Origin of the sequence: Streptomyces fulvoviolaceus, from assembly GCF_000718165.1 — a bacterium.
GTDB lineage: Bacteria > Actinomycetota > Actinomycetes > Streptomycetales > Streptomycetaceae > Streptomyces > Streptomyces fulvoviolaceus.
This window is the reverse complement of sequence record NZ_JOEY01000033.1, coordinates 117,875-140,261: the sequence shown is the minus strand read 5'-3', so window position 1 is coordinate 140,261 and position 22,387 is coordinate 117,875. Positions and strand designations below refer to the sequence as shown.

Below are 22,387 nucleotides of genomic sequence, written 5' to 3'. Positions count from 1 at the left end.
CGGTCGGGGGCGGCTCCGGGACTACGCATGACACGTCACGTCGTGCGCCGGGAGCCGGCCCCCGACCAGGTAGGCGTCCACCGCGCGCGTCGCGCACGCGGGGGTGCCCGGTATGCCGTACACGCCATGTCCCCGGCCGCCGCGGACGTACACCAGCCGCGAGCCGTGCAGCGCGCGGTGCATGGCCAGGCCCTCGGTCAGCGGTGTCTGGGAGTCCCACTGGTTCTGTACGACGAGTGCGCCGACGGTGTTGTCGACGTGTGTGGCCGGTTCGGAGCCGCGCGGCCAGAACGCGCAGGGCGTGATGTTCGCGGCGAAGTCCCCGTACAGCGGGTAACGGGCGCTGTCGCGGCGGGCGTCGGACCGGTACGTGGCCGGATCGCGCGGCCAGGTCGCGGAGTTGTCGCCGCACAGGACGGCCCAGAGGAGGCCCGTGGTGTTGTCGCCCACGGAGGCCGCCCGGCCGCCGTCCGACGACGGGTCCGGGCGGGCGGTCTCGGACTTCCGCAGGGTGACGATCTCGCGGGCTGCCTGGTAGGGCGCGTTGAAGAACTCCTCCCGCAGCCAGTCGCGGATGTCGGCGCCGGTGAGTGTCATGCCCTGGTGCTCGACGTCCTTGCCCTCGTAGAGCAGGGGCGTGCGGTCGGCGCGGGTGACCAGCCGGCGGAAGGTGTCGCGGACCTTCGCGGCGGTGTCGCCGAGGTGATAGGTGCCGTCGCGGCGGGCGATCAGCCGGCTCCAGTCGCGGAACGCGGGCTCGGTGCCGGTGGCCCAGGCCTGCATCGCGCCCCGCCCGAAGTGGTTCGGGTCGACGGCGCTGTCGAGGACGACGCGGTCGCTGCGCTCGGGGAAGAGCTGGGTGTAGACGGCGCCCAGATAGGTGCCGTACGACAGACCGAAGTAGGAGATCTTCTTCTCCCCGAGCACACCGCGGATGACGTCCATGTCGCGTGCGGTGTTGCGGGTGTTGATGTACGGCAGCACCGCACTGTTGCGGGCGGTGCACTTGGCGGCGATGTCGCGGGCGCGGGCCGTGTCCTTGGCGAAGGTGGCGGCGCGGTAGGGGTGCAGCATCGGGCTCACCTCGCCCCAGGTGAGGCCGCAGTGCAGCGGGCTGCTGGTGGCCAGACCACGCGGATCGAAGCCGACCAGGTCGTAGCGCTCCTTGACGATCTTCGAGAGGTCGGCCTTCATCCGGAGCGGTTCGTCGAGTCCCGGTGCGCCCGGACCGCCGGGGTCGGACAGCAGGACGCCGTGGCGTCTGCCGGGCGTACTGGTCCGTATGCGAGAGATCTTGAGGCGGAGAGTGGGGCCGGTCGGGCGGTTGTAGTCGAGGGGGACGGTGATGTGGGCGCACTGGTAGGCGACGGTGTGGTGCTTGTCGCAGCGGTGCCAGGCAGGGCGCTGGTCGTAGTAGCGGGTGAGGGCGGCGGGGTGGTCGGGGGTGGCCGTGGCGGTACCGGCGGCCGTCGCCTGGGCGGTGTGCGTGACGCCGGGTACGCAGAGGCTGGCGAGCAGGCCGACGGCGGCGAGGGCGGCCTTGTGCACGGTGTGCATGACGGGGGCTCCTTCTGGGGCGTGGGGAACTCCGGGGCGCGGGGGAGTCCGTCAGCGACGGCCGCACCCCTACTCTCGGTTCACTCACGCCCGGTACGCCTCGGCCGAAGAGCCAGGTTGACGAGGGTTGCCGCCCGCGCCCCCGGCCGAATGGCCGATCCACAGGTCACGGACTGTCATTGACCCGGCCGCGACACCTTCGACGTGCCGTCGGCAAGGAGGACCCGTCGGCCGAACCCTTCCGCTTCCTCCGGCGTCACAGTCACATGAGGAACCGGAGCTGGATCGCGGCGGCCCTCGCGACCGCCGGCGTGGTGCTGGGCGCCGCGCTGTACATCGACGAGCTGGAGACCGGCCACAGCGAGGGCGGTCTCCTGGCCGACCCCAGGGCGAGCGCCGCACCGACGAGCGCCGCACCGACGAACGCCGCACCGACGGGCGATGGCCAATGCGTCGGCACCCAACCCCTCGATACCCTCCCCGGTTTCCCGGACGCCGAGGGCGGCACCGACGACACCCCGTTCTACCGGACGCTGGCCTACATCGACCTGGACGCCCGCCCCCGTCACGCTGCCGTCTACACCGGCCTGTCCGTCGACGAGCCCCACGACACCCTGAAGATCTGGCGCATCCCCTCCGCCGAATTCGACGCCGACGTCTGCGGTGCCGCCGAGAAGGGCGTGAAGATCCGGCTGTACGACACCGACGTCACCCGCACACACCTCGACGGCCTCGCCGACCGGATCAGCGAGGACATGAACCGCTGGGACGGCACCTTCGCGATGCGCGAAGTCGGCGTGGACGAGCGGGGGTTCGTGCATGTCGGGGTCGACGACCCCAAGAAGGCCGAACCCCTCATCGAAGAGGAGTTCGGCCCCCGGTACATCAAGGTCGACCACGTCGAGCAGGCTTACGCCGGCGTCGGCTGATCCTTCTTCCGCAGCACCCAGTACAGCCCCGCGCTCACCACGAACCCGACCAGACACGTGATGTCCCCGAACGCCGGCCACTTCTCCGGCACCCACCCCACGAACTTCTCCTGGTTGGAGAACAGCGGCACGGACACCGCGATGCCGATCAACAGGGCGGCGATTCCGGGCCAGTTGGAGAAGGTCCGGTCGCCGAGCCGTGCGGCCAGGGTCTCGTGGGGAGTACGGGACTGCAGCCACCGTTCGACCAGGACGACACCCAGCCACGGTCCGATCCAGTACGCGATCACCAGCAGGAACGCCTCGTACGCGTGCCCCGCGTCCGCGAGCGACGACCACGCCGCCGCCGTACCGGCGAGACCCGCCAGCACCACGATGGCGCTGCGGCCGAGCCACGGCGGGAGCTTGAGGCCGAGCGAGGTGACCGACATGGCCGACGAGTAGACGTTCAACGCGTTCGCGGAGATCGCGCCGAGGATGATGGCGAGCAGGACCAAGTGGCTGAGCCAGCTCGGGAGATGGCCCGTGAAGGCGGCCGTCGGGGTGGCGTCCTGCGGGGCGACGATCGTCGCCGAGGCCGCGCCGATCACCGACACGATCGCGATGGAGACGAAGAGACCGACGGCCGGGTACAGCGCCGTCTTGAAGCGGTTCGCCGTGCGCGGGAGGTAGCGGGAGTAGTCCGAGGAGCCCGGGTTCCAGCCCGCCGCGTAGCCCCAGGCCGTGCTGAACGCCAGCAGGAAGCCGCCGATGCCGCCGCCCGCGCCGGAGCCGCCGAGGTCGGCCTCCTCGAAGGTCCAGACGCCGGCGAGCAGGAAGATCACTGCGAGCACCGGGAACGCGTACTTCTCGAAGGCGTGGACGAAGTTGTGGCCGATGAAGCCGATCACGATCTCGGCCGCGACCACGATCAACAGCGACGGCAGCGGTCGTAGGTCCGTCAGCGTGTTCAGCGCGAAAGCCGCGCTCACACTGTTGACCGCGAACCAGCCGACACCCGCGACCAGTGCGTTCACACCCGACGGGAGCAGGTTGCCCCGGAAGCCGAAGGCGAAGCGGCCGATCGCCATCTGCGGGACGCCGAAGCGGGGGCCGTCGAGGGAGAGGATGCCCTGGGTCAGGGAGCCGAGGGCCGTGCCCAGCAGCAGCGCGGCCGTCGCCTGCCAGAAGTCCAGACCGAAGAACAGCACCGAGATCACGCCGATGTAGACGGTCGCGAACTCGATGTTCGGGGAGGCCCAGGTCCACAGCAACTGGAGCGGGGAGCCGTGGCGTTCGGCGTCGGGGATGGGTTCCGAGCCCGCCGCCTCGACGGCGATGACCTTGTCACCGTATTCGGGGGCGAGGGTGCCGGTGGAGTCGGCGGGAGCAGTCGTCATGCGAGGTAAGTGTCCGGGCCGGGCGGCGCTCGGCCCAGGGGCGCACTGTCCGTTTCGGGAGGCTCGTCGGCGTACAACCTGCACGCCTCTCGGCCCCTCCTCGGCGTCAGTCGGTCTTGGGGGGCGTCTCGTCGTCCGTCGTCCTGTCGTCCCGCTTCTCGTCGTCCCTCGTCCTGTCGTCCTCGTTGAGGGACTTCAGGAACTCGGGGTTGTCGTCGGGAGCGACCCAGCGGCCCTGGGCGGCGGGGCCGTTCGCCGGTGCCTGCCGCACCTTGCCCGCGACGAGCCAGGCGACGGGGCCGATCAGCACCTCGCCGAAGAGCAGGATGATGATGATCCAGACCACCTTCGGCAGCCCGCGCACCTCCTTCTCGGGGGTGTTCAGGCAGTCGACGAAGGCGTAGATCCACAGAGCCAGGACCAGCAAGAACGGCAGATACCTGAGCATGGTCGTGCGCTCCCCATGAAGTGAGACGGCCCCGGTGACGGCCCCGGTGACCGGGCCAGCGTAGCGGGTGGCCGATACTGGGACGCATGGCTTACGACGATCTCCGCTCCCTGCTCAGGGCCCTGGAACGCGAGGGCGACCTCAAGCGCGTCAAGGCCGAGGTGGACCCGTATCTGGAGGTCGGGGAGATCGTCGACCGGGTGCAGAAGGCGGGCGGCCCCGCGCTGCTCTTCGAGAACGTGAAGGGCTCCCGGATGCCCCTCGCGATGAACGTCTTCGGGACCGACCGCCGCCTGCTGAAGGCCCTGGGGCTGAAGTCGTACGGCGAGATCTCCGAGAGGATCGGCGGGCTGCTGCGCCCCGAGCTGCCGCACGGCTTCGTCGGAGTGCGCGAGGCCTTCGGGAAACTCGGCGCGATGACGCACGTACCGCCGAAGAAGGTGAAGTCCGACAGCGCGCCGGTGCAGGAGATCGAGCTCCACGGCGACGAGGTCGACCTCGACCAGCTCCCCGCTCTCTTCACCTGGCCGCAGGACGGCGGCTCCTTCTTCAACCTGGGGCTCACCCACACGAAGGACCCGGAGAGCGGGATCCGGAACCTCGGCCTGTACCGCCTCCAGCGCCACGACAAGCGCACGATCGGCATGCACTGGCAGATCCACAAGGACAGCCGGAACCACTACCAGGTGGCGGCGCGGCGGGGTGAGCGACTCCCGGTGGCCATCGCGTTCGGCTGTCCGCCGGCGGTGACGTACGCCTCCACGGCCCCGCTCCCCGGTGACATCGACGAGTACCTCTTCGCCGGGTTCATCGCGGGCAAGCGGATCGAGATGGTGGACTGCAAGACGGTCCCGCTCCAGGTCCCGGCGCAGGCGGAGGTCGTGATCGAGGGCTGGCTGGAGCCCGGCGAGATGCTCCCCGAGGGCCCCTTCGGCGACCACACCGGGTTCTACACCCCGCAGGAGCCCTTCCCGGCGCTGAAGATCGACTGCGTCACGATGCGCCGTCGGCCCCTGCTGCAGTCGATCGTCGTAGGCCGCCCCCCGACGGAGGACGGACCGCTGGGTCGTGCGACCGAACGCTTCTTCCTCCCGCTGCTGAAGATCATCGTGCCGGACATCGTGGACTACCACCTGCCGGAAGCCGGCGGCTTCCACAACTGCGCGATCGTCTCGATCGACAAGAAGTACCCGAAGCACGCGCAGAAGGTGATGCACGCGATCTGGGGGGCACACATGATGTCCCTGACGAAGCTGATCGTGGTCGTCGACTCCGACTGCGATGTCCACGATCTGCACGAGGTCGCGTGGCGCGCGCTCGGCAACACGGACTACGCCCGCGACCTCAGCGTCGTAGAGGGACCCGTCGACCACCTCGACCACGCCTCCTACCAGCAGTTCTGGGGCGGCAAGGCGGGGATCGACGCGACGAGGAAGTGGCCCGAGGAGGGCTACACGCGGGACGGCGGATGGCCCGAGATGGTGCTGTCCGACCCGGAGACGGCGGCGAAGGTCGACCGCCGGTGGAAGGAGTACGGTCTGTGAGCTCAGCCGCTGCCGCGATCCCGCAGCCGGGACGCACCAAGGCCTTCCTCCGCCTCGTGATGATCGAGCACTCGGTCTTCGCGCTGCCCTTCGCCTACATCGCCGCGCTGACCGCGATGTTCCAGTGGGACGGGAACATCCACTGGGGCCGGCTGCTCCTGGTGACCATCTGCATGGTGGGTCTGCGGACCTTCGCGATGGCGGTGAACCGGATCATCGACCGCGAGATCGACGCACGGAATCCGCGGACGGCACACCGTGAGCTGGTGACGGGCGCGATGACGGTGAAGCACGCCTGGACGGGTGCGCTGATCGCGCTGGTGATCTTCCTGGGCTCGGCGGCGCTGCTGAACCCGCTGTGTCTGGCGTTGGCCCCCATCGCGGTGATCCCGATGGTGGTCTATCCGTACGGGAAGCGGTTCACGAACTTCCCCCAGGCGATCCTCGGCCTCGCCCAGGCGATGGGCCCGGTCGGCGGCTGGCTCGCGATCACCGGTGAGTGGTCCTGGGACGCGGTGATCCTCGGCCTGGCGGTCGGCATCTGGATCGGCGGCTTCGACCTCATCTACGCCAGCCAGGACATCGAGACCGACCGGGAGATCGGCGTGATGTCCGTGCCCGCCCGCTTCGGCATCCCTGCCGCGGTCTGGGGCGCGCGGGTCTGTCACGCGCTGACGACCGGGTTGTTCATCTGGTACGCGGCGGCGACCGACGCGGGCGGGTTCTTCTGGCTGGGCCTGGTGATCGTCGCGGCGGCGTTCGTCTACGAGCACAACATCGTGCGCCCCCATGACTTGTCCCGCCTGAACCGGGCGTTCTTCAGCGTCAACGGGTTCATCGGGATCGCCCTGTTCGTGTGCGCGCTGCTGGATCTGCTGGTGCGCGGGCTCACCGTATAAGCGCGGGAGTGGTCGGGATCCGGCGGCGGAACCAGAACGCCGCCGCCACCCCCGACACCAGGCCGACCAGGTGGGCCTGCCAGCTGACGCCCGTCTGCGTGGGCGCGAGGCCGGCGAGGATCGAGCCGCCCCACACCGCGCCGACCAGCAGGCCGACCAGGACACCGAGCGGCCGGCGCTCGACGAAGCCGCTGACCAGCAGGAAGCCGAAGAGGCCGAAGATCAGGCCGGAGGCGCCCGCGGTGTTGGTGTGCGCCGGGGCGATGAGCCACACACCCAGACCGTCCGCCACGATGATCAGCGCGCACACCGCGGCGAACCGGCGCAGGCCGCCGAGTGCCGCGAGGAAGCCCATGACCAGCAGCGGGACGGTGTTGGCGGCCACATGGGCGAAGCCGAAGTGGAGGAAGGCGGCCGGGACGACGTCGACCAGTTCGGAGGGGGTGCGCGGGGTGATGCCGAGGCCGTCCAGCGCATGGCCGCTGATCACGTCGACCACTTCCAGCAGCCACAACAGCGCGACCCAGCCCACCATCAGCCCGGCCGCGACCTTCACGCGATCACCGCGCGACCGCTCGAGCTCAGTACCCGGCATGGCACCCCCCAGTGCTCACTCGTTCCCTCCGGAGAACGGTCGGGCCCCCTTGACCGGTTCCCACCCTGCGACGCCGGATAGGCTCGGGGTTGTGAACCCAGTCAAGCCAGGAGAGACGCGGCGTACGCCTTGGATCGTAGGGGTGTCCGGCGCCTCCGGCACCCCGTATGCCGCTTCCGTGCTCCGTGCGCTCCTCGGCGCCGGCGAGAGCGTCGACCTGGTCGTCAGCCGGGCCTCGCGGCTCACGCTGCTGGACGAGACGGGGATCTCCTTCCGGGACGCGCACTGGCAGGAGGACCTGCGGGAATGGCTGGCCCGGGGCGCCGACGGGAAGCCCGGGACCTTCGACGCGGACATCAGCGCAGTGCGGTACTGGCACGCCGGGGACCTCGCGGCCGGGCCGTCCTCGGGGTCGTACCCCTCGAAGGGCATGCTGATCGTGCCCGCGTCGACGGCATGCGTCGCCGGAGTCGCCCTCGGGCTCTCCAAGGACCTGCTGCAGCGCGCCGCGAGCGTGACCCTCAAGGAGCGCCGCACGCTGGTCGTCGCCGTACGGGAGACCCCGCTGAACGGGCAGACGCTCCGGCACCTCGTCGCCCTGGACGACGCCGGTGCGAGCGTCGTGCCGGCCTCACCGGGCTTCTACTCGGGCGCGACCCACATCCAGGACCTCGTGGACTTCGTCGCCGGGCGCGTACTGGACGCGGCGGGCGTCGAACACGGCCTGTACCGGCGCTGGAAGGGCGAGATCGGCGGCGGCTCCCGCCCGCCGGCCTGAGAGCACCACGCAGCACACGCAGTAAGCACCACACGCAGTAAGCACCACACGCAGCACGCACCACACGCACCACCAACCCCAGGAACACGCAGACCTCTTCAGTCTCTTCATCGGAAGGCTTCAATCGCATGGACGCGGTGGACAGGCAGCTCATCCAGGCCCTGAGAGAGAACGGCCGGGCCTCCTACGCGGAACTGGGTCGCCTCGTCGGTCTGTCGGGACCCAGCGTCACCGACCGCATCAACCGGCTGGAGGCGGCCGGTGTCATCACCGGTTACCGCGCCACCGTCGACGCCGCCTCGCTCGGCCTCGGCGTCACCGCGCTGATCGGCATCTCGCTCTCCGACGCCGCCGACCACGAGGACGTGGCGGCCCGGATGAGGGACCTCGGCGAGATCGAGGACTGCTGGTTCATCGCGGGCGACGACTCGTACATGCTCAAGGTGCGGGCGGACAACGTGGACGGCCTGGAGAGGATCATCCGGCGGCTCAGCGGGACCAAGGGCGTGTCCCGCACCCGTACCACGATCGTGCTGTCCACGAAGTGGGAGAACCGGGTCGGGGAACTTCCCGAAGAGGCATAGACGTACGGTGGGGAAGTCGTCGGAGAGAGGTGTGGGCATGGATGTCGGGCTCAAGCGCGAGCTGGAGGAGAAGGTCAGGGCCGGTGAACGGCTGACCCGTGAGGACGGCATCGCGCTGTACGAGTCGGACGACCTGGCGTGGCTGGGCGGGCTGGCCCACGAGGTGCGGACGCGCAAGAACGGCGACGTCGTGCACTTCAACGTCAACCGTCACCTCAACATGACCAACGTGTGCACCGCGTCGTGCGCGTACTGCTCCTTCCAGCGCAAGCCGGGCGAGAAGGACGCGTACACGATGCGCATCGAGGAGGCGGTGAAGCTCGCCAAGGCGATGGAGGGCGAGAACCTCACCGAGCTGCACATCGTCAACGGGCTGCACCCGAACCTGCCGTGGCGCTACTACCCGCGCTCGCTCAAGGAACTCAAGGCCGCCCTGCCGAACGTCTCGCTGAAGGCGTTCACGGCGACGGAGATCCACCACTTCGAGACGATCAGCGGTCTGTCGGCGTCCGAGATCCTCGACGAGCTGATCGACGCGGGCCTCGAGTCCCTCACCGGCGGCGGCGCCGAGATCTTCGACTGGGAGGTCCGGCAGCACATCGTCGACCACCGCACCCACTGGGAGGACTGGTCGCGCATCCACCGGCTGGCGCACGAGAAGGGTCTGAAGACCCCGTGCACCATGCTCTACGGTCACATCGAGGAGCCGAAGCACCGCGTGGACCACGTCCTGCGCCTGCGTGAGCTCCAGGACGAGACCGGCGGCTTCCAGGTCTTCATCCCGCTCCGCTACCAGCACGACTTCGTGGACATGAAGGACGGGAAGGTACGGAACCGGCTGCAGGCCCGTACCCAGATGGCGACCGGCGCCGAGGCCCTCAAGACCTTCGCGGTCTCCCGCCTGCTCTTCGACAACGTCCCGCACGTCAAGGTCTTCTGGGTCATGCACGGCGTCCAGACCGCCCAGCTGGCCCTCCAGCACGGCGCCGACGACATGGACGGCTCGGTCGTCGAGTACAAGATCACGCACGACGCCGACAACTACGGCACCCCGAACAAGCTCACCCGCGAGGACCTCCTGGACCTCATCCGCGACGCCGGCTTCCGCCCGGTCGAGCGGAACACGCGGTACGAGATCATCCGGGAGTACGACGCCCCGGACCCGGAGCGCCGGGAGTCGCCGCAGCCGATGCGGGTGTGACGACGGCACGATGTCCCTGCACTTCGAACTGGACCCCGCGATCACCCCTGCCCTGCGCGAGGGCGTCCTCACCCTGTGGGCGGACGTCTCCAACGCGGGCGGCTCCGTCGGCTTCGTCCCGCCCGTGACGGTGGACGACATACGCCCCGAGCTGGTGAAGCACTTCGTCGCCATGGCGGAGGGGCGGACCCGGCTGCTGGTCGGCCGGGACGCGGCGGGGGAGGTCGCGGCGACCGCCTTCGTCGCCTTCAACACCCACCGGCTGATGCGGCACTGGGTGTGGCTGTACACCGTCATGGTGCATCCGCGGCACCAGGGCAAGGGGTACGGCCGCGACCTGCTCGCCGCCGCGGCGGAGGCGGCCCGCGGGCTCGACGGCATCGAGGCGATCCGGCTCACCTGCCGGGGCGGCCTCGGCCTGGAGCACTTCTACGGCTCCTGCGGCTACAAGGAGGTCGGCCGGGTGCCCGGTGCGATCCGGGTCGCGCCCGGGGACGACCGGGACGACATCTTCATGCTGCTGCCGCTGATGTGAGCCACGCACCCCCCTCCAAGATCGGCCGCGGCGCGTGCTTCACTGGATGGGACTGTTCGTTACGGAAGAGTGGATTGAGATGCTCCGCTACACACTGATGCGCCTCGGGATCTTCGTGGGCTGCCTCGTGGTCGTCTGGGGTCTCGTCTACACCGGCGTCTTCCCGCGCGGCCTCGGCGAGTCCAACGGCATGTGGGTCGTCCTGCTCGCCCTGGTGGTCTCCGCCCCGATCAGCTTCGTCGTCCTGCGCAAGGAGCGCGACCGGGCCTCCGTGAAGGTCGTCCAGCGCGTGGACCGCATGAAGGCCAACCTCGAGGCGAACCGGTCCCAGGAGGACGAGGCGGTCGACGAGGCGGCCGGGGCCCAGGGCCAGGCACCGCAGGCTTCCTAGCGGGGTTGGCGGCACCCATCCCCGATTAGTCTTTCCGGCATGGGTGCCGTGAAGAGCAAGCGGATGCCGCGGGCCGTGCGTGAGCAGCAGATGCTGGACGCCGCCGTGCGGACCTTCGGGCAGCGCGGGTACATGGCCGCGTCGATGGACGAGATCGCCGAACTGGCGGGCGTGTCCAAGCCGTTGGTGTACCTGTACCTGAACTCGAAGGAAGACCTCTTCACCGCCTGCATCCGCCGCGAGGCGCAGGCGCTCACCGCGGCGGTCCGGGCCGGCGTGCACACCGATCTGCCCGCCGACCGCCAACTCTGGGAAGGGCTGCGGGCGTTCTTCACGCACACCGCGCAGAACCCGGACGCCTGGTCGGTGCTGCATCTCCAGGCCCGCACCCACGGCGAGCCGTTCGCCGCCGAGGTCGCCGCGATGCGCGAGGAGATCGTCGCGTTCGTGACCCAGCTGATCGTCGTCGCCGCCCGGGAGGCGCACCGGGATCCCGACCTGCCCGAGCGCGAGGTCGCCGGCCTCGCCGAAGCCCTGGTCGGCGCCGCCGAGTCGCTGGCCGCCTGGGCCAACGCCACCCCCGGCATCACCGCCCGGCAGGCGGCGGCGACCCTGATGAACTTCGCGTGGGCGGGTCTGGGCAGCCTCATGGAGGGGCGCCCCTGGTCACCCCAGTCACCTCAGAGCGAGTAGACGCTCCCGGCCAGGTGGACCCGCTCCCCACCGCGCAGCTCGAACCGCTCGCCCTGAGCCGCGTACGTCACCGTGCCCGGCAGCAGCACGGGCGCCCTGAACTCCGCTCGCAGCACGGCCGCTTGGGGGGCGCCGTGCGCGGCCAGGCACCGCGCCACCGTCCACATGCCGTGCGCGATGGCCCGCGGGAAGCCGAACAGGCGGGCGGTGAGCGGGTGCAGGTGGATGGGGTTGCGGTCACCGGACGCGGCGCCGTACCGCCGTCCGACGTCCGCGGCCAGCCGCCACTCGGCCACGGCGGGGAGCGGCGTGCGCTCCTCCCGTGCGGCCGACCCTTCGCTGGTGCGGTGTCGCGCCAGATACGTGCTCCGCGACTCCCATACGACATCCCTGCCGACCCGCACCTCGGTGACCACGGACGCCTCCGTGCCCCGCCGGTGCGGCGCCAACCCGGCGACGTGCACGGCGAGTTCGTACTCCCCGGTCGCCGCGAGCGCCCTGCGCCGGGTGATCTCGATCGACGTGTGGACGAGACCGAGCAGCGGCAGCGGGAAGGCGCGGTCGCTCATCAGCCGCATGGCGAGCGGGAAGCCCAGCACCTGCGGATAGGTCAGCGGCAGCGCGTCCTCGCCGGTCGGGAAGCCGCACACCCGCTCGTACGCCGCCAGCCGCGCGAGGTCGATGCGCAGGGCGGGCAGCACGAGCCGGTCGTGGGGGAACTCGGCGTCGGGACGCGGCCGTTTGAACGGGGACCGCAGGGCGCCACGGGCGAGCAGCGGCGCGAGCGACGGGGCCTGGGCGAGGACGGTCGCCGTGCTCCCGGGGGACATGCTCATCACGCCCCCAGCAGGCCGCATGATCCGATTAGCGGAACGTAGTGACGATATGGCAGAGTGTCACATGCACGCCCGGCGCCCAGGCGACGTCGGGCACCCTCCTCGGTGAGGTCTTGAGACCTGGCCGACCAGCGTCCGGAGGGACGCGTCACGCGGGCTGGCGGCTCCTGCTGTCCAGTACCAGGGCGCGAAGGCGATGGGCTCCCTGCCTGAGTAACGCTCGGGCCTACTGGGCCTGTCGGAGACGCTCTGGCCGCAGACCCGTTCGACCTGGCGCCGATGCCGGGTCGGCGGCTGGCCGTACGAGCCTTGCCCGCGGGCGCCGCAATCCGGTCCCTGCGCTTGAGGGGCCGGTGCGCCAGCAGCGCCACGCTCGCGAGGTTCACCTCCAGCACCGAACTCCAGCGCTCCGCAGGCATGTTGACGAGCCGTCTGTCCCGTGTGATCCCCGCGTTGTGGACGAGCACGTCCAGTCCGTCGGGCAGCGCGGCCGCGATCCGCTCGCCCGCGTCGGCGGCCGTGATGTCGAGCGCGAGGGCGCTGCCGCCGAGCCGTTCGGCGAGCTTCTCGGCATCCGCGAGCGCCGCCGGTACATCCAGTACGACGACCCGCGCGCCGTCCCTGGCCAGCGTCCCGGCGACCGCCGCGCCGATACCGCGCGCGCCGCCGGTCACCAGGGCGGTGCGGCCGGCGAGGGGGAGGTCCCAGTCGACGTCGGCCTCCTGCGCGTCCCCGACCTCGATCACCTGCCCGCTGACGTAGGCGGACTTGGGGGAGAGCAGGAAGCGCAGCGTCGACTCGGCGGCGGCCGCGTCGGTGAGCCGTACGAGATTGACGGTCCTGCCCCGGCCGATCTCCTTGCCGAGCGAGCGCGTGAAGCCCTCCAAGGCCTGCTGGGCGGCGGCCTGGTGGTGGTCGGCGGGGTCGAGCGGGGCGCCGAGGACGACGACCCGGCCGCTCTCGGCGACCGACCGCAGGACCGGGTGGAGGGCGGCGTGGACCTCGGCGAGGCCTTCGACGTCCCGGATGCCGGTGGCGTCGAGGAGGACGGCGGCGGGCTTCTCGGCCGTCTCGGTCGGCCGCAGTCCCGTGTGCGCCAGGTCGAGGCCGGACTTGCCCGCCGTGAGGTGCAGCAAGTCACCGTCGAGAGTGGGGTGTTCGGGCGTCCAGCGGGTGAGGGCCGCGGGCTGGGGGAGTCCGAGGCGGCGGGTGAGGAAACGGCCGGGTGCGGTGCCGGTGAAGCTCAGATAGCGGTCGGCCATGTCCCACTCCCACGCTGATGCTCTGCTTACTCCAAAGTCAGGTTACCCGAGGTAAGTGGGGGCGCAAAGATGAAAAAGATTCACCATACCGCCCAGTAGGGCCTTTTGGGCAAGAAAAGCGACGAGGCTGCACACCTCCGACGCCGAACCATCTCCGGTCCCTCACCACCCCCTCACGAGGTGGCCGTACGATCTCGTGCCTGACCTGCGGATTCCCCCATCTTCAGGCCATCGCCCCTGGAGTCGCCCGTGTCTCTCTCGCGCCCGCCCGCTCCCACGGCGGTCCATTCCACCGAGTACGACGGCACGCCGATCCTCGTGGAGCCCGAGATCCGGATGCTGGACGGGGCGGTGCGGGAGGTCTCCGTGCCGCCGTTCGTCCCGCCGCGGACCCACGGCTCGCTCGCCGAACTGCCCTTCGACAACGCGCGCATCGCCCCTGATGACCACGTCCTCAGCCGCCGTACCGAGGACGGCCGTTGGGTGAACGTGACGGCGGCGCGGTTCGCCGCGGAGGTCATGGCGGTGGCGAAGGGGCTGATCGCCGAAGGGCTCGCACCCGGCGACCGGCTCGCCGTCATGGCGCGGACCGTCTACGAGTGGACGCTCCTCGACTTCGCCGCCTGGGCGGTCGGCCTGGTGACCGTCCCGATCTACCCCACCTCCTCCGTCTTCCAGGCCCGCTGGATCCTCCAGAACTCCGGCGCGGCCGCGCTCGTCACGGAGACCGCCGCGCAGGCGGCCGCCCTCGGCCCGGAACTCCACCAGCTCCCCGACCTGCGGCACATGTGGGTCATCGAGCGGGGCCATGTGGAGCGCCTGGCGGAGTGCGGCACGCATGTGGGGGACCAGGAAGTCGCCGTACGGCGCGGGATGTTGAGCCCCGACACCCTGGCCACCGTCGTCTACACCTCGGGCACGACCGGCCGCCCCAAGGGCTGCGCGCTCACGCACGGCAACTTCCTCGCGGAGGTCGACAACGCCATCGAGCTCCTCTACCCCGTCTTCCGGTCGCGGACGAGCGAGGAGGCCGCGGTGCTGCACTTCCTGCCGATGTCGCACATCTTCGGCCGCATGGTGGCGGTCGCCTGCATCCGGGCCCGGGTACGGATGGGGCACGCGCCGAGCCTGAAGTCGGAGGAACTGCTGCCCGACCTGGCGAACTTCCGGCCGACCTGCCTCATCACCATCCCGTACATGCTGGAGAAGGTGTTCAACGTCGCCCGCGCGCGGGCCGAGTCGGGGGGCCGGGTCTCGGCCTTCGACCGCGCGGTGGGCGTGGCCCGCCGCTACGGCGAGGCGGCGGAGGCCCGGCACGCGGGCACCGGTTCCGGCCCGGGCGCCGCGCTGAAGGCGGCCCGCACCTTCTACGACCCCCTGGTCTACCGCCGTATCCGCAACGCCATGGGCGGCAGGGTCCGTTACATGATCTGCGGCGGCTCCCCGCTGGGCCGGCGGCTGTCCTCGTTCTACGCCGGGGCGGGCATCGAGATCTACGAGGGCTACGGCCTGACGGAGACGACCGGAGCGTCGACGGTCACGCCCCCGCTCAAACCCCGGATGGGTTCCGTGGGTTGGCCCCTGCCCGGCACGAAGGTCCGTATCGCCGGGGACGGCGAGATCCTGCTGGCCGGCGACCATGTCCTGCGCGGCTACTGGGATCCGTACGCGGGCGGGCTGGTCCCCGCGACCGCCGACGGCTGGCTCGCCACCGGCGACCTCGGGCACCTGGACGAGGAGGGATATCTCCACATCACCGGCCGGAAGAAGGAGATGCTGATCACGGCGGGCGGCAAGAGCGTCGCTCCCGCCCCGCTGGAGAACTGGCTCCGCGCCCACCCGTTGATCTCCCAGGTCATGGTCGTCGGCGACGCCCGTCCCTACGTCGGGGCCCTCGTCACCCTCGACATCGAGGGCGTCAGCCACTGGCGCCGGATGAACGGCAAGCACCCGGTCCCGGCGGAACTCCTGCTGGACGACGAGGACTTGAGGGCCGTGCTGCAGCGCGCGGTGGACGAGGCCAACAAGCTGGTGTCCCGTCCGGAGTCGATCCGCCGCTTCGCCGTCCTGCCGGTGGACCTCACGGAGGAGGCCGGCCACCTGACTCCCTCGATGAAGCTGAAGCGGGATGTGATCGCCGAGGAGTTCGCGTCGTGGATCGAGGAGATGTACGCGGGACCGGGCTTCCACACGAAGCGGGGCGCCGGGCGCCGGTCCGGTCGGTGACGAGGAATCGGCCGATGTCGCAGGACCGGCCGCCGAGCTGACAAAAGCTCATTTTGGGGTCGAGGGTTGCACAGTCCCGGCTCCGGACCATCCCCGAACCCGCACAGGTTTGCCACGTCAGCCCCTTAGGATCGCCATCCTAACCGCCGGTAACACCCACTAGCCGCACACCGGCGGTGAACGTCCTGGTACGTCCCACACGTACCTCATGCAGCAGAGCGGTATCAGCTGCACGTCCCAGGAGCTGCCATGTCCCTCTCGTACGCGTCCGGCCATGACTACGACGGTGCGCCGGTGCTCGTGGAACCCGAGATCCGGCGGCTGGACGGAGAGGTCCGGGAGGTGTCGGTCCCGCCGATCGTCGCGCCGGTGACGCACGGCTCGCTCGCCGACCTGCCCTTCGACAACGCGGACGAGGCACCGGAACACCGGGTGCTCAGCCGCCGTATGGACGACGGCAGTTGGGTGGACGTGACGGCCGCGGAGTTCGCGGCACAGGTGCTCGCGGTGGCGAAGGGCCTGATCGCGGAGGGCATGGTGCCCGGCGACCGCGTCGCGATCATGGCGCGTACGACGTACGAGTGGACGCTCCTCGACTTCGGGGCGTGGGCGGCCGGACTGGTGACGGTCCCCGTCTACCCCACCTCCTCGGTCTTCCAGACCCGGTTCATCCTCCAGGACTCGGGCGCGGTGGCCCTGGTGACGGAGACGGCGGGCCAGGCCGCCGCGCTGGGCCCGGAGCTCAGCCGCCTGCCCGACCTGCGCCACATGTGGGTCATGGAGAAGGGGCATGTGGACCGGCTGGCGGAGCTCGGCCAGAACGTCCCCGACCAGGAAGTCGGCGTACGGCGAGGGATGTTGGGCCCGGCCACGCTCGCCACCGTCGTCTACACCTCGGGCACCACGGGCCGCCCCAAGGGCTGTGTGCTCAGCCACGGCAACTTCCTCGCGGAGATCGACAACGCGGTCGAACTCCTCTACCCCGTCTTCAAGACGAAGTCGGCGACAGAGGACCTCGCCACCCTCCTCTTCCTCCCCATCTCCCACGTCTTCGGCCGCATGGTGGCCATCGCCTGCATCCGCGCCCGCGTACGGCTGGGCCACTGCCCCAGCCTGCAGTCCGAGGACCTGATGGCGGACCTGGCCTCCTTCAAGCCGACCTTCCTCCTGGTCATCCCGTACATGCTGGAGAAGGTCTACAACAGCGCGCGGGCCAAGGCGGAGGCCGGCGGCCGGGTCTCGGCCTTCGACCGCGCGGCGAACGTCGCCGTCCGCTACGGCGAGGCGATGGAGTCCCGCCACGCGGGCACCGGTTCCGGCCCGAACACCGCCCTGAAGACGGCCCGTACCTTCTATGACCCCCTGGTCTACCGCCGTATCCGCAACGCCATGGGCGGCAGAATCCGCCACATCATCAGCGGCGGCTCCCCGTTGGGCCGCCGTCTCGCCGCGTTCTACGCCGGCGCCGGCATGGAGATCTACGAGGGCTACGGCCTGACGGAGTCGACGGGCGCGGCCACGGTGACGCCGCCCCTCAAGCCCCGCCTGGGCACGGTGGGTTGGCCGCTGCCGGGCACGAAGGTCCGTATCGCGGCGGACGGCGAGATCCTGCTGAGCGGCGGCCAGGTGTTCCGCGGCTACTGGGACCCGTTCGGCGAGGGCGTGGCCCCGGCGTCGACCGACGGCTGGTTCGCGACGGGCGACATCGGCCGCCTGGACGACGAGGGCTACCTGACGATCACGGGCAGGAAGAAGGAGATCCTGATCACGGCGGGCGGCAAGAACGTCGCCCCGGCTCCCCTCGAGAACTGGCTCCGCTCGCACCCCCTGATCTCCCAGTGCATGGTCCTGGGCGACCGCCGCCCCTACATCTCGGCACTGATCACCCTCGACATGGACGGCGTCAACCACTGGCGCCAGATGAACGGCCGACACCCCGTCCCCGCCGAACTCCTCGTCAAGGACGAGGAGTTGAGGGCGATCCTGCAGCGCGCGGTGGACGATGCGAACAAACTCGTCTCCCGCCCGGAGTCCATCCGCCGCTTCACGATCCTCCCGGTCGACTTCTCCGAGGCGGCGGGCCATCTGACGCCGTCGATGAAGCTGCGGCGGGAGTCGGTGATGAAGGACTTCGGGCACGAGATCGAGGGGTTGTACGAGCGGTAGGGGCTGTTGCCGCTCAGCAGCGTCGTACGTCCTTCGTCAGCACTCCCTGCTCGGTCGCGAGCGTGTGGTCGTAGCAGGCCCCCGGGCCCTGGAGGCGGTAGCGCTCGCTGGTGGTGGCGACGGCGTGCCGGTCCTCGCGGGCGACGCCGAGGGTGAAGGTGGCGTCGCCGTGGTAGGTGTCGTCGATGCGGACGCCTTCGGCGCGGGCGTGGTCACCGACCGACATGACGACCCGCAGCCGGTCGGCGCTGTCGATGGTGGCGCGGCCGTCCAGGGTGTAGGTGCGGTCGGTGCGGGAGACGTGCCCGTCGGTGGTCACGGCCTGCTGGTCGGTCCACGTGCCGGTCTGGTTGTCGGTGTTCTCGTCGGGCGTCCACTGGTGGTCGATCGCCGTGGTCAGGGTCTGCTCGACGGTCGTGGTGACCCGGCCGTGGGACGTGTCGAGGTAGCCGGAGACCTTCAGCCGGTCCTTGCTGTCGGTCACCAGGTGCCGCAGCGAGCCGTCGGTGTAGGTGTTGCCCACCGCCGGATCCGCCTTCTCGTACGACGTCACGGCCCCCGTCACCACCGACTTGTGGGCGTCCTGCCACACCAGGATGTTGGTCGGCGCGCTCCACCCCGTCTGCCCGGCCGGCACCCCGACCACCGACACATCGACCGTGTGCGCCTTGCCGTCGTTGAGCAACCCCGCGAACGGGGTCAGGTCGAAGGTGAGAGGCCGTACGTCGAAGGCGGTGGGAGACGGAATCACCGACCACAGATACGGCGACCAGCCGCCGGTCCACACGTTCGGATACGGCGAGGCGATCCCGGCGACCTTCCCGTCGACACTCACCTGCACCTCGCGGTAGGGCCCGTCGTCCCCGCCCTGGCAGGAGTACGACGCGGACGGCGTGGTCGCCGAGTACCAGAACTCCTCGCAGCCGCCGCCCGACCCGGTGGCGTACACCTCGGCGAGGATGCGCTCGGAGTTGCGCGGGGTGGTGAGGGAGGCGCCGGTGGTGACGCTGTTGCCGTCGCTGAGGGGGATGACCTGATCGGGAGCAGACGACGGGTGGCGGGACTCGGGGGCGTAGAAGGTGAGCGTCACCTTGACGTCCAGCACGCCCGTGTACGTGTCGTTGACAACGTTGCCGATGAGCATGTCGACGGACTGCGGGCTGCTCAGCGTCTTCTCGTACTCCGTGACGTCCTTCTCGACGGACCAGTCGATGCCGTCCTGGGAGGGCTCGGGGGTGGACGTACGGAAGACCTGTACCCCTCCGATGTCCAGATACCCCAGCCGGTCGTACTGCCGTCCCTTCACGTTCCCGTCCATCCGCAGGACGACCTTCGACCAGCGGCCCGGGGTCCCGCACCCGGTCGGCGGCGCGTACGCCCCGGTGTACGGCGTGAAGTCCTTGAACTGAGCCTCGGCGACCGTGACCGAGCACGACCTGGTGTGCGGGGTGCTGATCGGCGGGGCGGCCGTCACGGGGTCGTGGTAGTCGGTCCCGAACTCGGTGGGAACGGTCTCGGCGGACGCCGTGCCCATCGCGAGGCCCAGCGAGGCGAGGGTTGCGGTGAGCAGGGTGGCTGCGCGCCGCAGAGTGGTCGGAGGTCTCATGCGGCGCAGTGAACACCGGGGTCGGTAGGTCCCGCCAGGGGACTTGGGGGAGGGATGGGCGAGGAATGGAGAGACCTTGACCCGAGGAGAACCACGGCCAGGGTGGAGGCGGTGATGAGCAGGAGGAGCAGGCGCAGACGCATGGGACCTACCGTGGCCCGGGCACGGAAGGCCGCGGTATCCCGAGAACTAGGGGTTCCCCCGCGGCCGTAGGGACGCGGAGAGCTCGTCGCGTCCGCCCACCCCCAACTTCCGGTAGACCGCGCGCAGATGGTCGTTGACGGTGTGGAGCGACAGTTCCAGGCGGCGCGCGATGCTCTTGGCCGGCAGCCCGTCGAGGGCGTGCCGCAGCACCTCGCGTTCCCGGGGTGTGATGCCGTACCAGACGGTCAGGGCGGGCAGCAGTTCGTCGGCCGTGGCGGGCTGGAGGGTGACGACGCTGTCGGCGCCTTCGTGCGGGGTGAGCGGCTGGACGTGCAGCGTCCGCCAGCCGCACGAGGTGTACAGCCGGCTGACCGCCGTGCCGCCCGGCGCCACCCGCGCGGTGTACGTCAGGTCCCACAGGCCGTCGAACAGCGCCGTGTCGTCCATGCCGCGCGTCGGGTCGGGGACGTACTCGCGCAGCCACTCCCGGTGGCCCGGCGTCGTCGCCTTCACCGTGCCGTCCGGCCCTAGGACCACCACACCGGGCGGTCCTTCGTACGGCGCCACCCGCAACGGCTTGCTCACGACGTACCGCCTCAAAGCGACAGCCAGCGGCCCCACCAGCCGCTCGGCCCGTCCGGCCTCGGCGTCCGAGAACGCCCTGCTGCCCCGCTCCCGTGTCAGGACCAGTCCGCCCCAGGCCCGGCCGTCCATCGGCAGCGCGATCCGCATCTCGGTGCCCAGCCCGTCGTTCCGCAGCATCGCGTCCAGCCGCCCACTCCTGCGGTGGGCCCGTACATCGGCGCGCAGTACGCCGACGGGGGTGGGCCCGTGGAACAGCCGGCAGAAGGGAAGGGCCTCCCGCGGTGTCCCGAACTCGCGCTCCAGCAGCCGCATCGTCTCCCGGCCGTACGCGCGCCGAGCCGTGTGGAACGCGTACGTGTCGCTGACCGGGTCCATCCCCGCCAGCAGATACCCGTCGTGCGGGACACTCCGCCCCACCAGGGTGGAGAGCAGCGCCCCGAGCTCGTCCGCCGTCCCCGCCTCCGCGGCCGGGCCGGTACGCGACACGTGCGTGGTCATGCCGCGAGTGTGGGGTGCGGGGTGCGGTCGTCGGCAGGGGCGTGTGGGTGGTCGTGCGGGGGGTACGGTGGCGCGCCACCGGGGACTGGCCGCCGTGGCGGTCTCGCGCTCAGCGAGTGAGGTCGAGGACCGGCACCTCTCTGCCGTCGTACGCCTTGGCGGCCACGGTGGCGACCAGCGCGTCCGCGTCCCAGTCGGGCAGGTTCCGTACGGCGTGGATGGCGGCCCCGACGCCGGGAGACACTCCGTCCCGGCGCAGTCGGGCGACGGCGAGAGTGGCCGTGTAGTCCAGGTCGAGGGTGTGGACGACTTCGAGCTGCCCGATGTGCTCGGCGAGGCCCATGTACTCGGCGTCGGCTTCCAGGATGGACAGTGCGGGCGCCCACAGCCGGACTTCGGGCTCGAAATGGGCCCGGTGGACGAGAGCGGACACCTGACGGTTGCCGGTCAGGGCGAGAAGAGTGGGAGTGTCCAGTACGAGGTGGTGCTGGATCACGCGGCGGAGTCCGTCCGGTCGGCGAAGGCGTCACGCAGCTTGCGCCCCATGGCGGAGCTCTCTTCGTCCGTCACCTCGACGCCGAAGTGCTCGGCGAGGTAGGCGCGGGTCCGCTCAGCGCGCTCGCGGCGCTCCTCGGCGGTGAGAGTGGTCTCGGCGAATTCCTGAACGAGGGAACGGATCGATGTACTTCGGGACTCGGCGATGACCGCGAGGCGGTCTCGGACCTCGGAGGGGACCCGGATCATGGCATCGGACATGAGTGAGAGTATACGGTGACGTATACGCGCACTGCTCAAGTTTCGGGTAGGCCGCTCGCCCTGTTCAGGGGACCAGTTCCGGCAGCGGTACTGCCGAGGGGGCGGCCCCGTGGCGGACGCACCACTCGGTCGACATCAGCCTGACCTGTTCCTCCGGCGGAAGCGTGGAGAGCCGCCCCGGCAGAGCCCCCCGCTTCCCCCCGGCTGCGAGGAGCCCTCACCGTGCCCGCCGGCGGCGGTACGGCTCAACGGGAGGGCAGGTCGGCTGGGCGGTCCACGGCATACACCGTGACCGGGCTGCCCTGCAGTTGGTCCTCTCGACGCGGTGAGAACCCCAGCCGCTCGGCCACCTTCACTGACGCCTCGTTGCCCGGCCGTATGAGAGCTGTGAAGTAGTCGTCGTCAAGCGTGGCAAAACCCCATTCCAGGCAGGCCCGAGCGGCCTCGGTCGCATACCCGTGCCCCCAGTGATCCGCTCGAAGGGTCCATCCCAGTTCCACTTCGTCGAACTGTTCCCAGTACTGCAGCCCGCTTCGGCCGATGAACTCACCGCTCGACTTGAGCTCGATCGCGCACAGGCCATGGCCTCGCTCAGCCCACTGCCGCTCGATCGCAGTAAGGCGCTCCAGTGCTTGTTGATGCGAGAAGGATCCGACGAAGCGATTGATCTGCGGGTCGGCGTGGAGTTCGACGAAGACGTCGACGTCAGACACACGAAGAGGCCGAAGGAGCAGCCGCTCAGTCTCGATCACGCATCCGAGCATAGATCTCGTCG

General features: G+C 70.3%; 22 protein-coding genes. 11 read left to right on the top strand and 11 right to left on the bottom strand.

What is annotated here, in order from left to right:
• Positions 1-21 precede the first annotated feature (21 nt).
• Positions 22-1,557: an alpha/beta hydrolase gene (locus IG08_RS0132635; protein ID WP_030610804.1), complete on the bottom strand. Its 1,536-nt coding sequence runs from the start codon at positions 1,555-1,557 to the stop codon at positions 22-24.
• 266 nt (positions 1,558-1,823) lie between these two features.
• Between IG08_RS0132635 and IG08_RS54625 the strand changes: the two genes are divergently transcribed.
• Positions 1,824-2,486, top strand: coding sequence for a hypothetical protein (locus IG08_RS54625; RefSeq protein WP_043455801.1), 663 nt, complete (start codon positions 1,824-1,826; stop codon positions 2,484-2,486).
• Here the strand turns inward: IG08_RS54625 and IG08_RS0132625 are convergent.
• Together IG08_RS0132625 and IG08_RS0132620 are read right to left on the bottom strand one after the other, a co-directional pair.
• Positions 2,468-3,865, bottom strand: coding sequence for a purine-cytosine permease family protein (locus IG08_RS0132625; protein ID WP_030610799.1), 1,398 nt, complete (start codon positions 3,863-3,865; stop codon positions 2,468-2,470). The two genes, IG08_RS54625 and IG08_RS0132625, sit on opposite strands and share 19 nt — an antisense overlap.
• 106 nt (positions 3,866-3,971) lie before the next feature.
• The gene (locus IG08_RS0132620; protein WP_030610796.1) at positions 3,972-4,313 is read right to left on the bottom strand and encodes a PLD nuclease N-terminal domain-containing protein; all 342 of its coding nucleotides are present in this window, start codon (positions 4,311-4,313) and stop codon (positions 3,972-3,974) included.
• 86 nt (positions 4,314-4,399) lie between these two features.
• Here IG08_RS0132620 and IG08_RS0132615 point away from each other — a divergent pair, with 86 nt between their 5' ends.
• Together IG08_RS0132615 and mqnP are read left to right on the top strand one after the other, a co-directional pair.
• Positions 4,400-5,857, top strand: coding sequence for a menaquinone biosynthesis decarboxylase (locus IG08_RS0132615; protein WP_030610793.1), 1,458 nt, complete (start codon positions 4,400-4,402; stop codon positions 5,855-5,857).
• Positions 5,854-6,756: a menaquinone biosynthesis prenyltransferase MqnP gene (mqnP, locus tag IG08_RS0132610; RefSeq protein ID WP_030610790.1), complete on the top strand. Its 903-nt coding sequence runs from the start codon at positions 5,854-5,856 to the stop codon at positions 6,754-6,756. Before IG08_RS0132615 ends, mqnP begins: the two co-directional genes overlap by 4 nt.
• Here the strand turns inward: mqnP and IG08_RS0132605 are convergent.
• Complete coding sequence (locus IG08_RS0132605) at positions 6,746-7,351, bottom strand: rhomboid family intramembrane serine protease (protein ID WP_030610787.1); 606 nt, start codon at positions 7,349-7,351, stop codon at positions 6,746-6,748. The two genes, mqnP and IG08_RS0132605, sit on opposite strands and share 11 nt — an antisense overlap.
• Before the next feature lie 91 nt (positions 7,352-7,442).
• Here IG08_RS0132605 and IG08_RS0132600 point away from each other — a divergent pair, with 91 nt between their 5' ends.
• The 6 genes from IG08_RS0132600 to IG08_RS0132575 all read left to right on the top strand — a co-directional run bounded on the left by IG08_RS0132600 (position 7,443) and on the right by IG08_RS0132575 (position 11,533).
• The gene (locus IG08_RS0132600) at positions 7,443-8,129 is read left to right on the top strand and encodes a UbiX family flavin prenyltransferase (protein ID WP_052424959.1); all 687 of its coding nucleotides are present in this window, start codon (positions 7,443-7,445) and stop codon (positions 8,127-8,129) included.
• Positions 8,130-8,257: 128 nt separating this feature from the next.
• The gene (locus IG08_RS0132595) at positions 8,258-8,713 is read left to right on the top strand and encodes an Lrp/AsnC family transcriptional regulator (RefSeq protein ID WP_030610781.1); all 456 of its coding nucleotides are present in this window, start codon (positions 8,258-8,260) and stop codon (positions 8,711-8,713) included.
• A gap of 37 nt (positions 8,714-8,750) precedes the next feature.
• Positions 8,751-9,914 (top strand): aminofutalosine synthase MqnE, encoded by a 1,164-nt coding sequence (gene mqnE / locus IG08_RS0132590; protein ID WP_030610778.1) that lies wholly within the window; start codon positions 8,751-8,753, stop codon positions 9,912-9,914.
• Between the two features lie 10 nt (positions 9,915-9,924).
• On the top strand, positions 9,925-10,449 hold the full coding sequence (locus IG08_RS0132585) for a GNAT family N-acetyltransferase (RefSeq protein WP_030610775.1): 525 nt from the start codon (positions 9,925-9,927) through the stop codon (positions 10,447-10,449).
• 79 nt (positions 10,450-10,528) lie between these two features.
• Entirely contained in the window at positions 10,529-10,840 is a 312-nt protein-coding gene (locus tag IG08_RS0132580; protein WP_030610771.1) for a DUF4229 domain-containing protein, read from the top strand.
• A 39-nt stretch (positions 10,841-10,879) separates the two neighbouring features.
• A complete protein-coding gene (locus IG08_RS0132575; protein ID WP_030610768.1) occupies positions 10,880-11,533 on the top strand; it encodes a TetR/AcrR family transcriptional regulator in 654 nt (217 codons plus the stop codon).
• Here IG08_RS0132575 and IG08_RS0132570 read toward each other — a convergent pair.
• Both IG08_RS0132570 and IG08_RS62735 read right to left on the bottom strand, forming a co-directional pair.
• Positions 11,521-12,369, bottom strand: a complete 849-nt coding sequence (locus IG08_RS0132570; protein WP_030610765.1) for a MaoC family dehydratase — start codon at positions 12,367-12,369, stop codon at positions 11,521-11,523. The two genes, IG08_RS0132575 and IG08_RS0132570, sit on opposite strands and share 13 nt — an antisense overlap.
• On the bottom strand, positions 12,369-13,631 hold the full coding sequence (locus tag IG08_RS62735) for an SDR family oxidoreductase (protein ID WP_078655834.1): 1,263 nt from the start codon (positions 13,629-13,631) through the stop codon (positions 12,369-12,371). The genes IG08_RS0132570 and IG08_RS62735 overlap by 1 nt, the downstream gene beginning before the upstream one ends.
• Positions 13,632-13,880: 249 nt before the next feature.
• On the opposite strand from IG08_RS62735, the gene IG08_RS0132560 reads away from it, so the two are divergent.
• On the top strand, positions 13,881-15,857 hold the full coding sequence (locus tag IG08_RS0132560; protein WP_052424958.1) for an AMP-dependent synthetase/ligase: 1,977 nt from the start codon (positions 13,881-13,883) through the stop codon (positions 15,855-15,857).
• A 249-nt stretch (positions 15,858-16,106) separates the two neighbouring features.
• Entirely contained in the window at positions 16,107-18,023 is a 1,917-nt protein-coding gene (locus IG08_RS0132555) for an AMP-dependent synthetase/ligase (RefSeq protein ID WP_030610756.1), read from the top strand.
• A 13-nt stretch (positions 18,024-18,036) separates the two neighbouring features.
• Here IG08_RS0132555 and IG08_RS0132550 read toward each other — a convergent pair whose 3' ends face one another.
• The 5 genes from IG08_RS0132550 to IG08_RS0132530 form a co-directional block, all read right to left on the bottom strand.
• On the bottom strand, positions 18,037-19,629 hold the full coding sequence (locus tag IG08_RS0132550; RefSeq protein WP_030610753.1) for a peptide-N4-asparagine amidase: 1,593 nt from the start codon (positions 19,627-19,629) through the stop codon (positions 18,037-18,039).
• A 189-nt stretch (positions 19,630-19,818) separates the two neighbouring features.
• The gene (locus IG08_RS61645) at positions 19,819-20,856 is read right to left on the bottom strand and encodes a helix-turn-helix transcriptional regulator (RefSeq protein ID WP_052424957.1); all 1,038 of its coding nucleotides are present in this window, start codon (positions 20,854-20,856) and stop codon (positions 19,819-19,821) included.
• Positions 20,857-20,965: 109 nt separating this feature from the next.
• A complete protein-coding gene (locus IG08_RS0132540) occupies positions 20,966-21,352 on the bottom strand; it encodes a hypothetical protein (protein ID WP_030610747.1) in 387 nt (128 codons plus the stop codon).
• A complete protein-coding gene (locus IG08_RS0132535; RefSeq protein WP_030610741.1) occupies positions 21,349-21,612 on the bottom strand; it encodes a hypothetical protein in 264 nt (87 codons plus the stop codon). Before IG08_RS0132535 ends, IG08_RS0132540 begins: the two co-directional genes overlap by 4 nt.
• A gap of 245 nt (positions 21,613-21,857) precedes the next feature.
• Entirely contained in the window at positions 21,858-22,364 is a 507-nt protein-coding gene (locus IG08_RS0132530; protein WP_315904045.1) for a GNAT family N-acetyltransferase, read from the bottom strand.
• Between the last annotated feature and the right edge of the window lie 23 nt (positions 22,365-22,387).

Excerpts from the sequence above, each read along its gene's own strand:
- IG08_RS0132635 (WP_030610804.1), bottom strand. The coding sequence starts at position 1,557 with ATGCACACCGTGCACAAGGCCGCCCTCGCCGCCGTCGGCCTGCTCGCC.
- IG08_RS54625 (WP_043455801.1), top strand. The coding sequence starts at position 1,824 with ATGAGGAACCGGAGCTGGATCGCGGCGGCCCTCGCGACCGCCGGCGTG.
- IG08_RS0132625 (WP_030610799.1), bottom strand. The coding sequence starts at position 3,865 with ATGACGACTGCTCCCGCCGACTCCACCGGCACCCTCGCCCCCGAATAC.
- IG08_RS0132620 (WP_030610796.1), bottom strand. The coding sequence starts at position 4,313 with ATGCTCAGGTATCTGCCGTTCTTGCTGGTCCTGGCTCTGTGGATCTAC.
- IG08_RS0132615 (WP_030610793.1), top strand. The coding sequence starts at position 4,400 with ATGGCTTACGACGATCTCCGCTCCCTGCTCAGGGCCCTGGAACGCGAG.
- IG08_RS0132605 (WP_030610787.1), bottom strand. The coding sequence starts at position 7,351 with ATGCCGGGTACTGAGCTCGAGCGGTCGCGCGGTGATCGCGTGAAGGTC.
- IG08_RS0132595 (WP_030610781.1), top strand. The coding sequence starts at position 8,258 with ATGGACGCGGTGGACAGGCAGCTCATCCAGGCCCTGAGAGAGAACGGC.
- mqnE (WP_030610778.1), top strand. The coding sequence starts at position 8,751 with ATGGATGTCGGGCTCAAGCGCGAGCTGGAGGAGAAGGTCAGGGCCGGT.
- IG08_RS0132585 (WP_030610775.1), top strand. The coding sequence starts at position 9,925 with ATGTCCCTGCACTTCGAACTGGACCCCGCGATCACCCCTGCCCTGCGC.
- IG08_RS0132580 (WP_030610771.1), top strand. The coding sequence starts at position 10,529 with ATGCTCCGCTACACACTGATGCGCCTCGGGATCTTCGTGGGCTGCCTC.
- IG08_RS0132575 (WP_030610768.1), top strand. The coding sequence starts at position 10,880 with ATGGGTGCCGTGAAGAGCAAGCGGATGCCGCGGGCCGTGCGTGAGCAG.
- IG08_RS0132570 (WP_030610765.1), bottom strand. The coding sequence starts at position 12,369 with ATGAGCATGTCCCCCGGGAGCACGGCGACCGTCCTCGCCCAGGCCCCG.
- IG08_RS62735 (WP_078655834.1), bottom strand. The coding sequence starts at position 13,631 with ATGGCCGACCGCTATCTGAGCTTCACCGGCACCGCACCCGGCCGTTTC.
- IG08_RS0132555 (WP_030610756.1), top strand. The coding sequence starts at position 16,107 with ATGTCCCTCTCGTACGCGTCCGGCCATGACTACGACGGTGCGCCGGTG.
- IG08_RS0132550 (WP_030610753.1), bottom strand. The coding sequence starts at position 19,629 with ATGAGACCTCCGACCACTCTGCGGCGCGCAGCCACCCTGCTCACCGCA.
- IG08_RS61645 (WP_052424957.1), bottom strand. The coding sequence starts at position 20,856 with ATGACCACGCACGTGTCGCGTACCGGCCCGGCCGCGGAGGCGGGGACG.
- IG08_RS0132535 (WP_030610741.1), bottom strand. The coding sequence starts at position 21,612 with ATGTCCGATGCCATGATCCGGGTCCCCTCCGAGGTCCGAGACCGCCTC.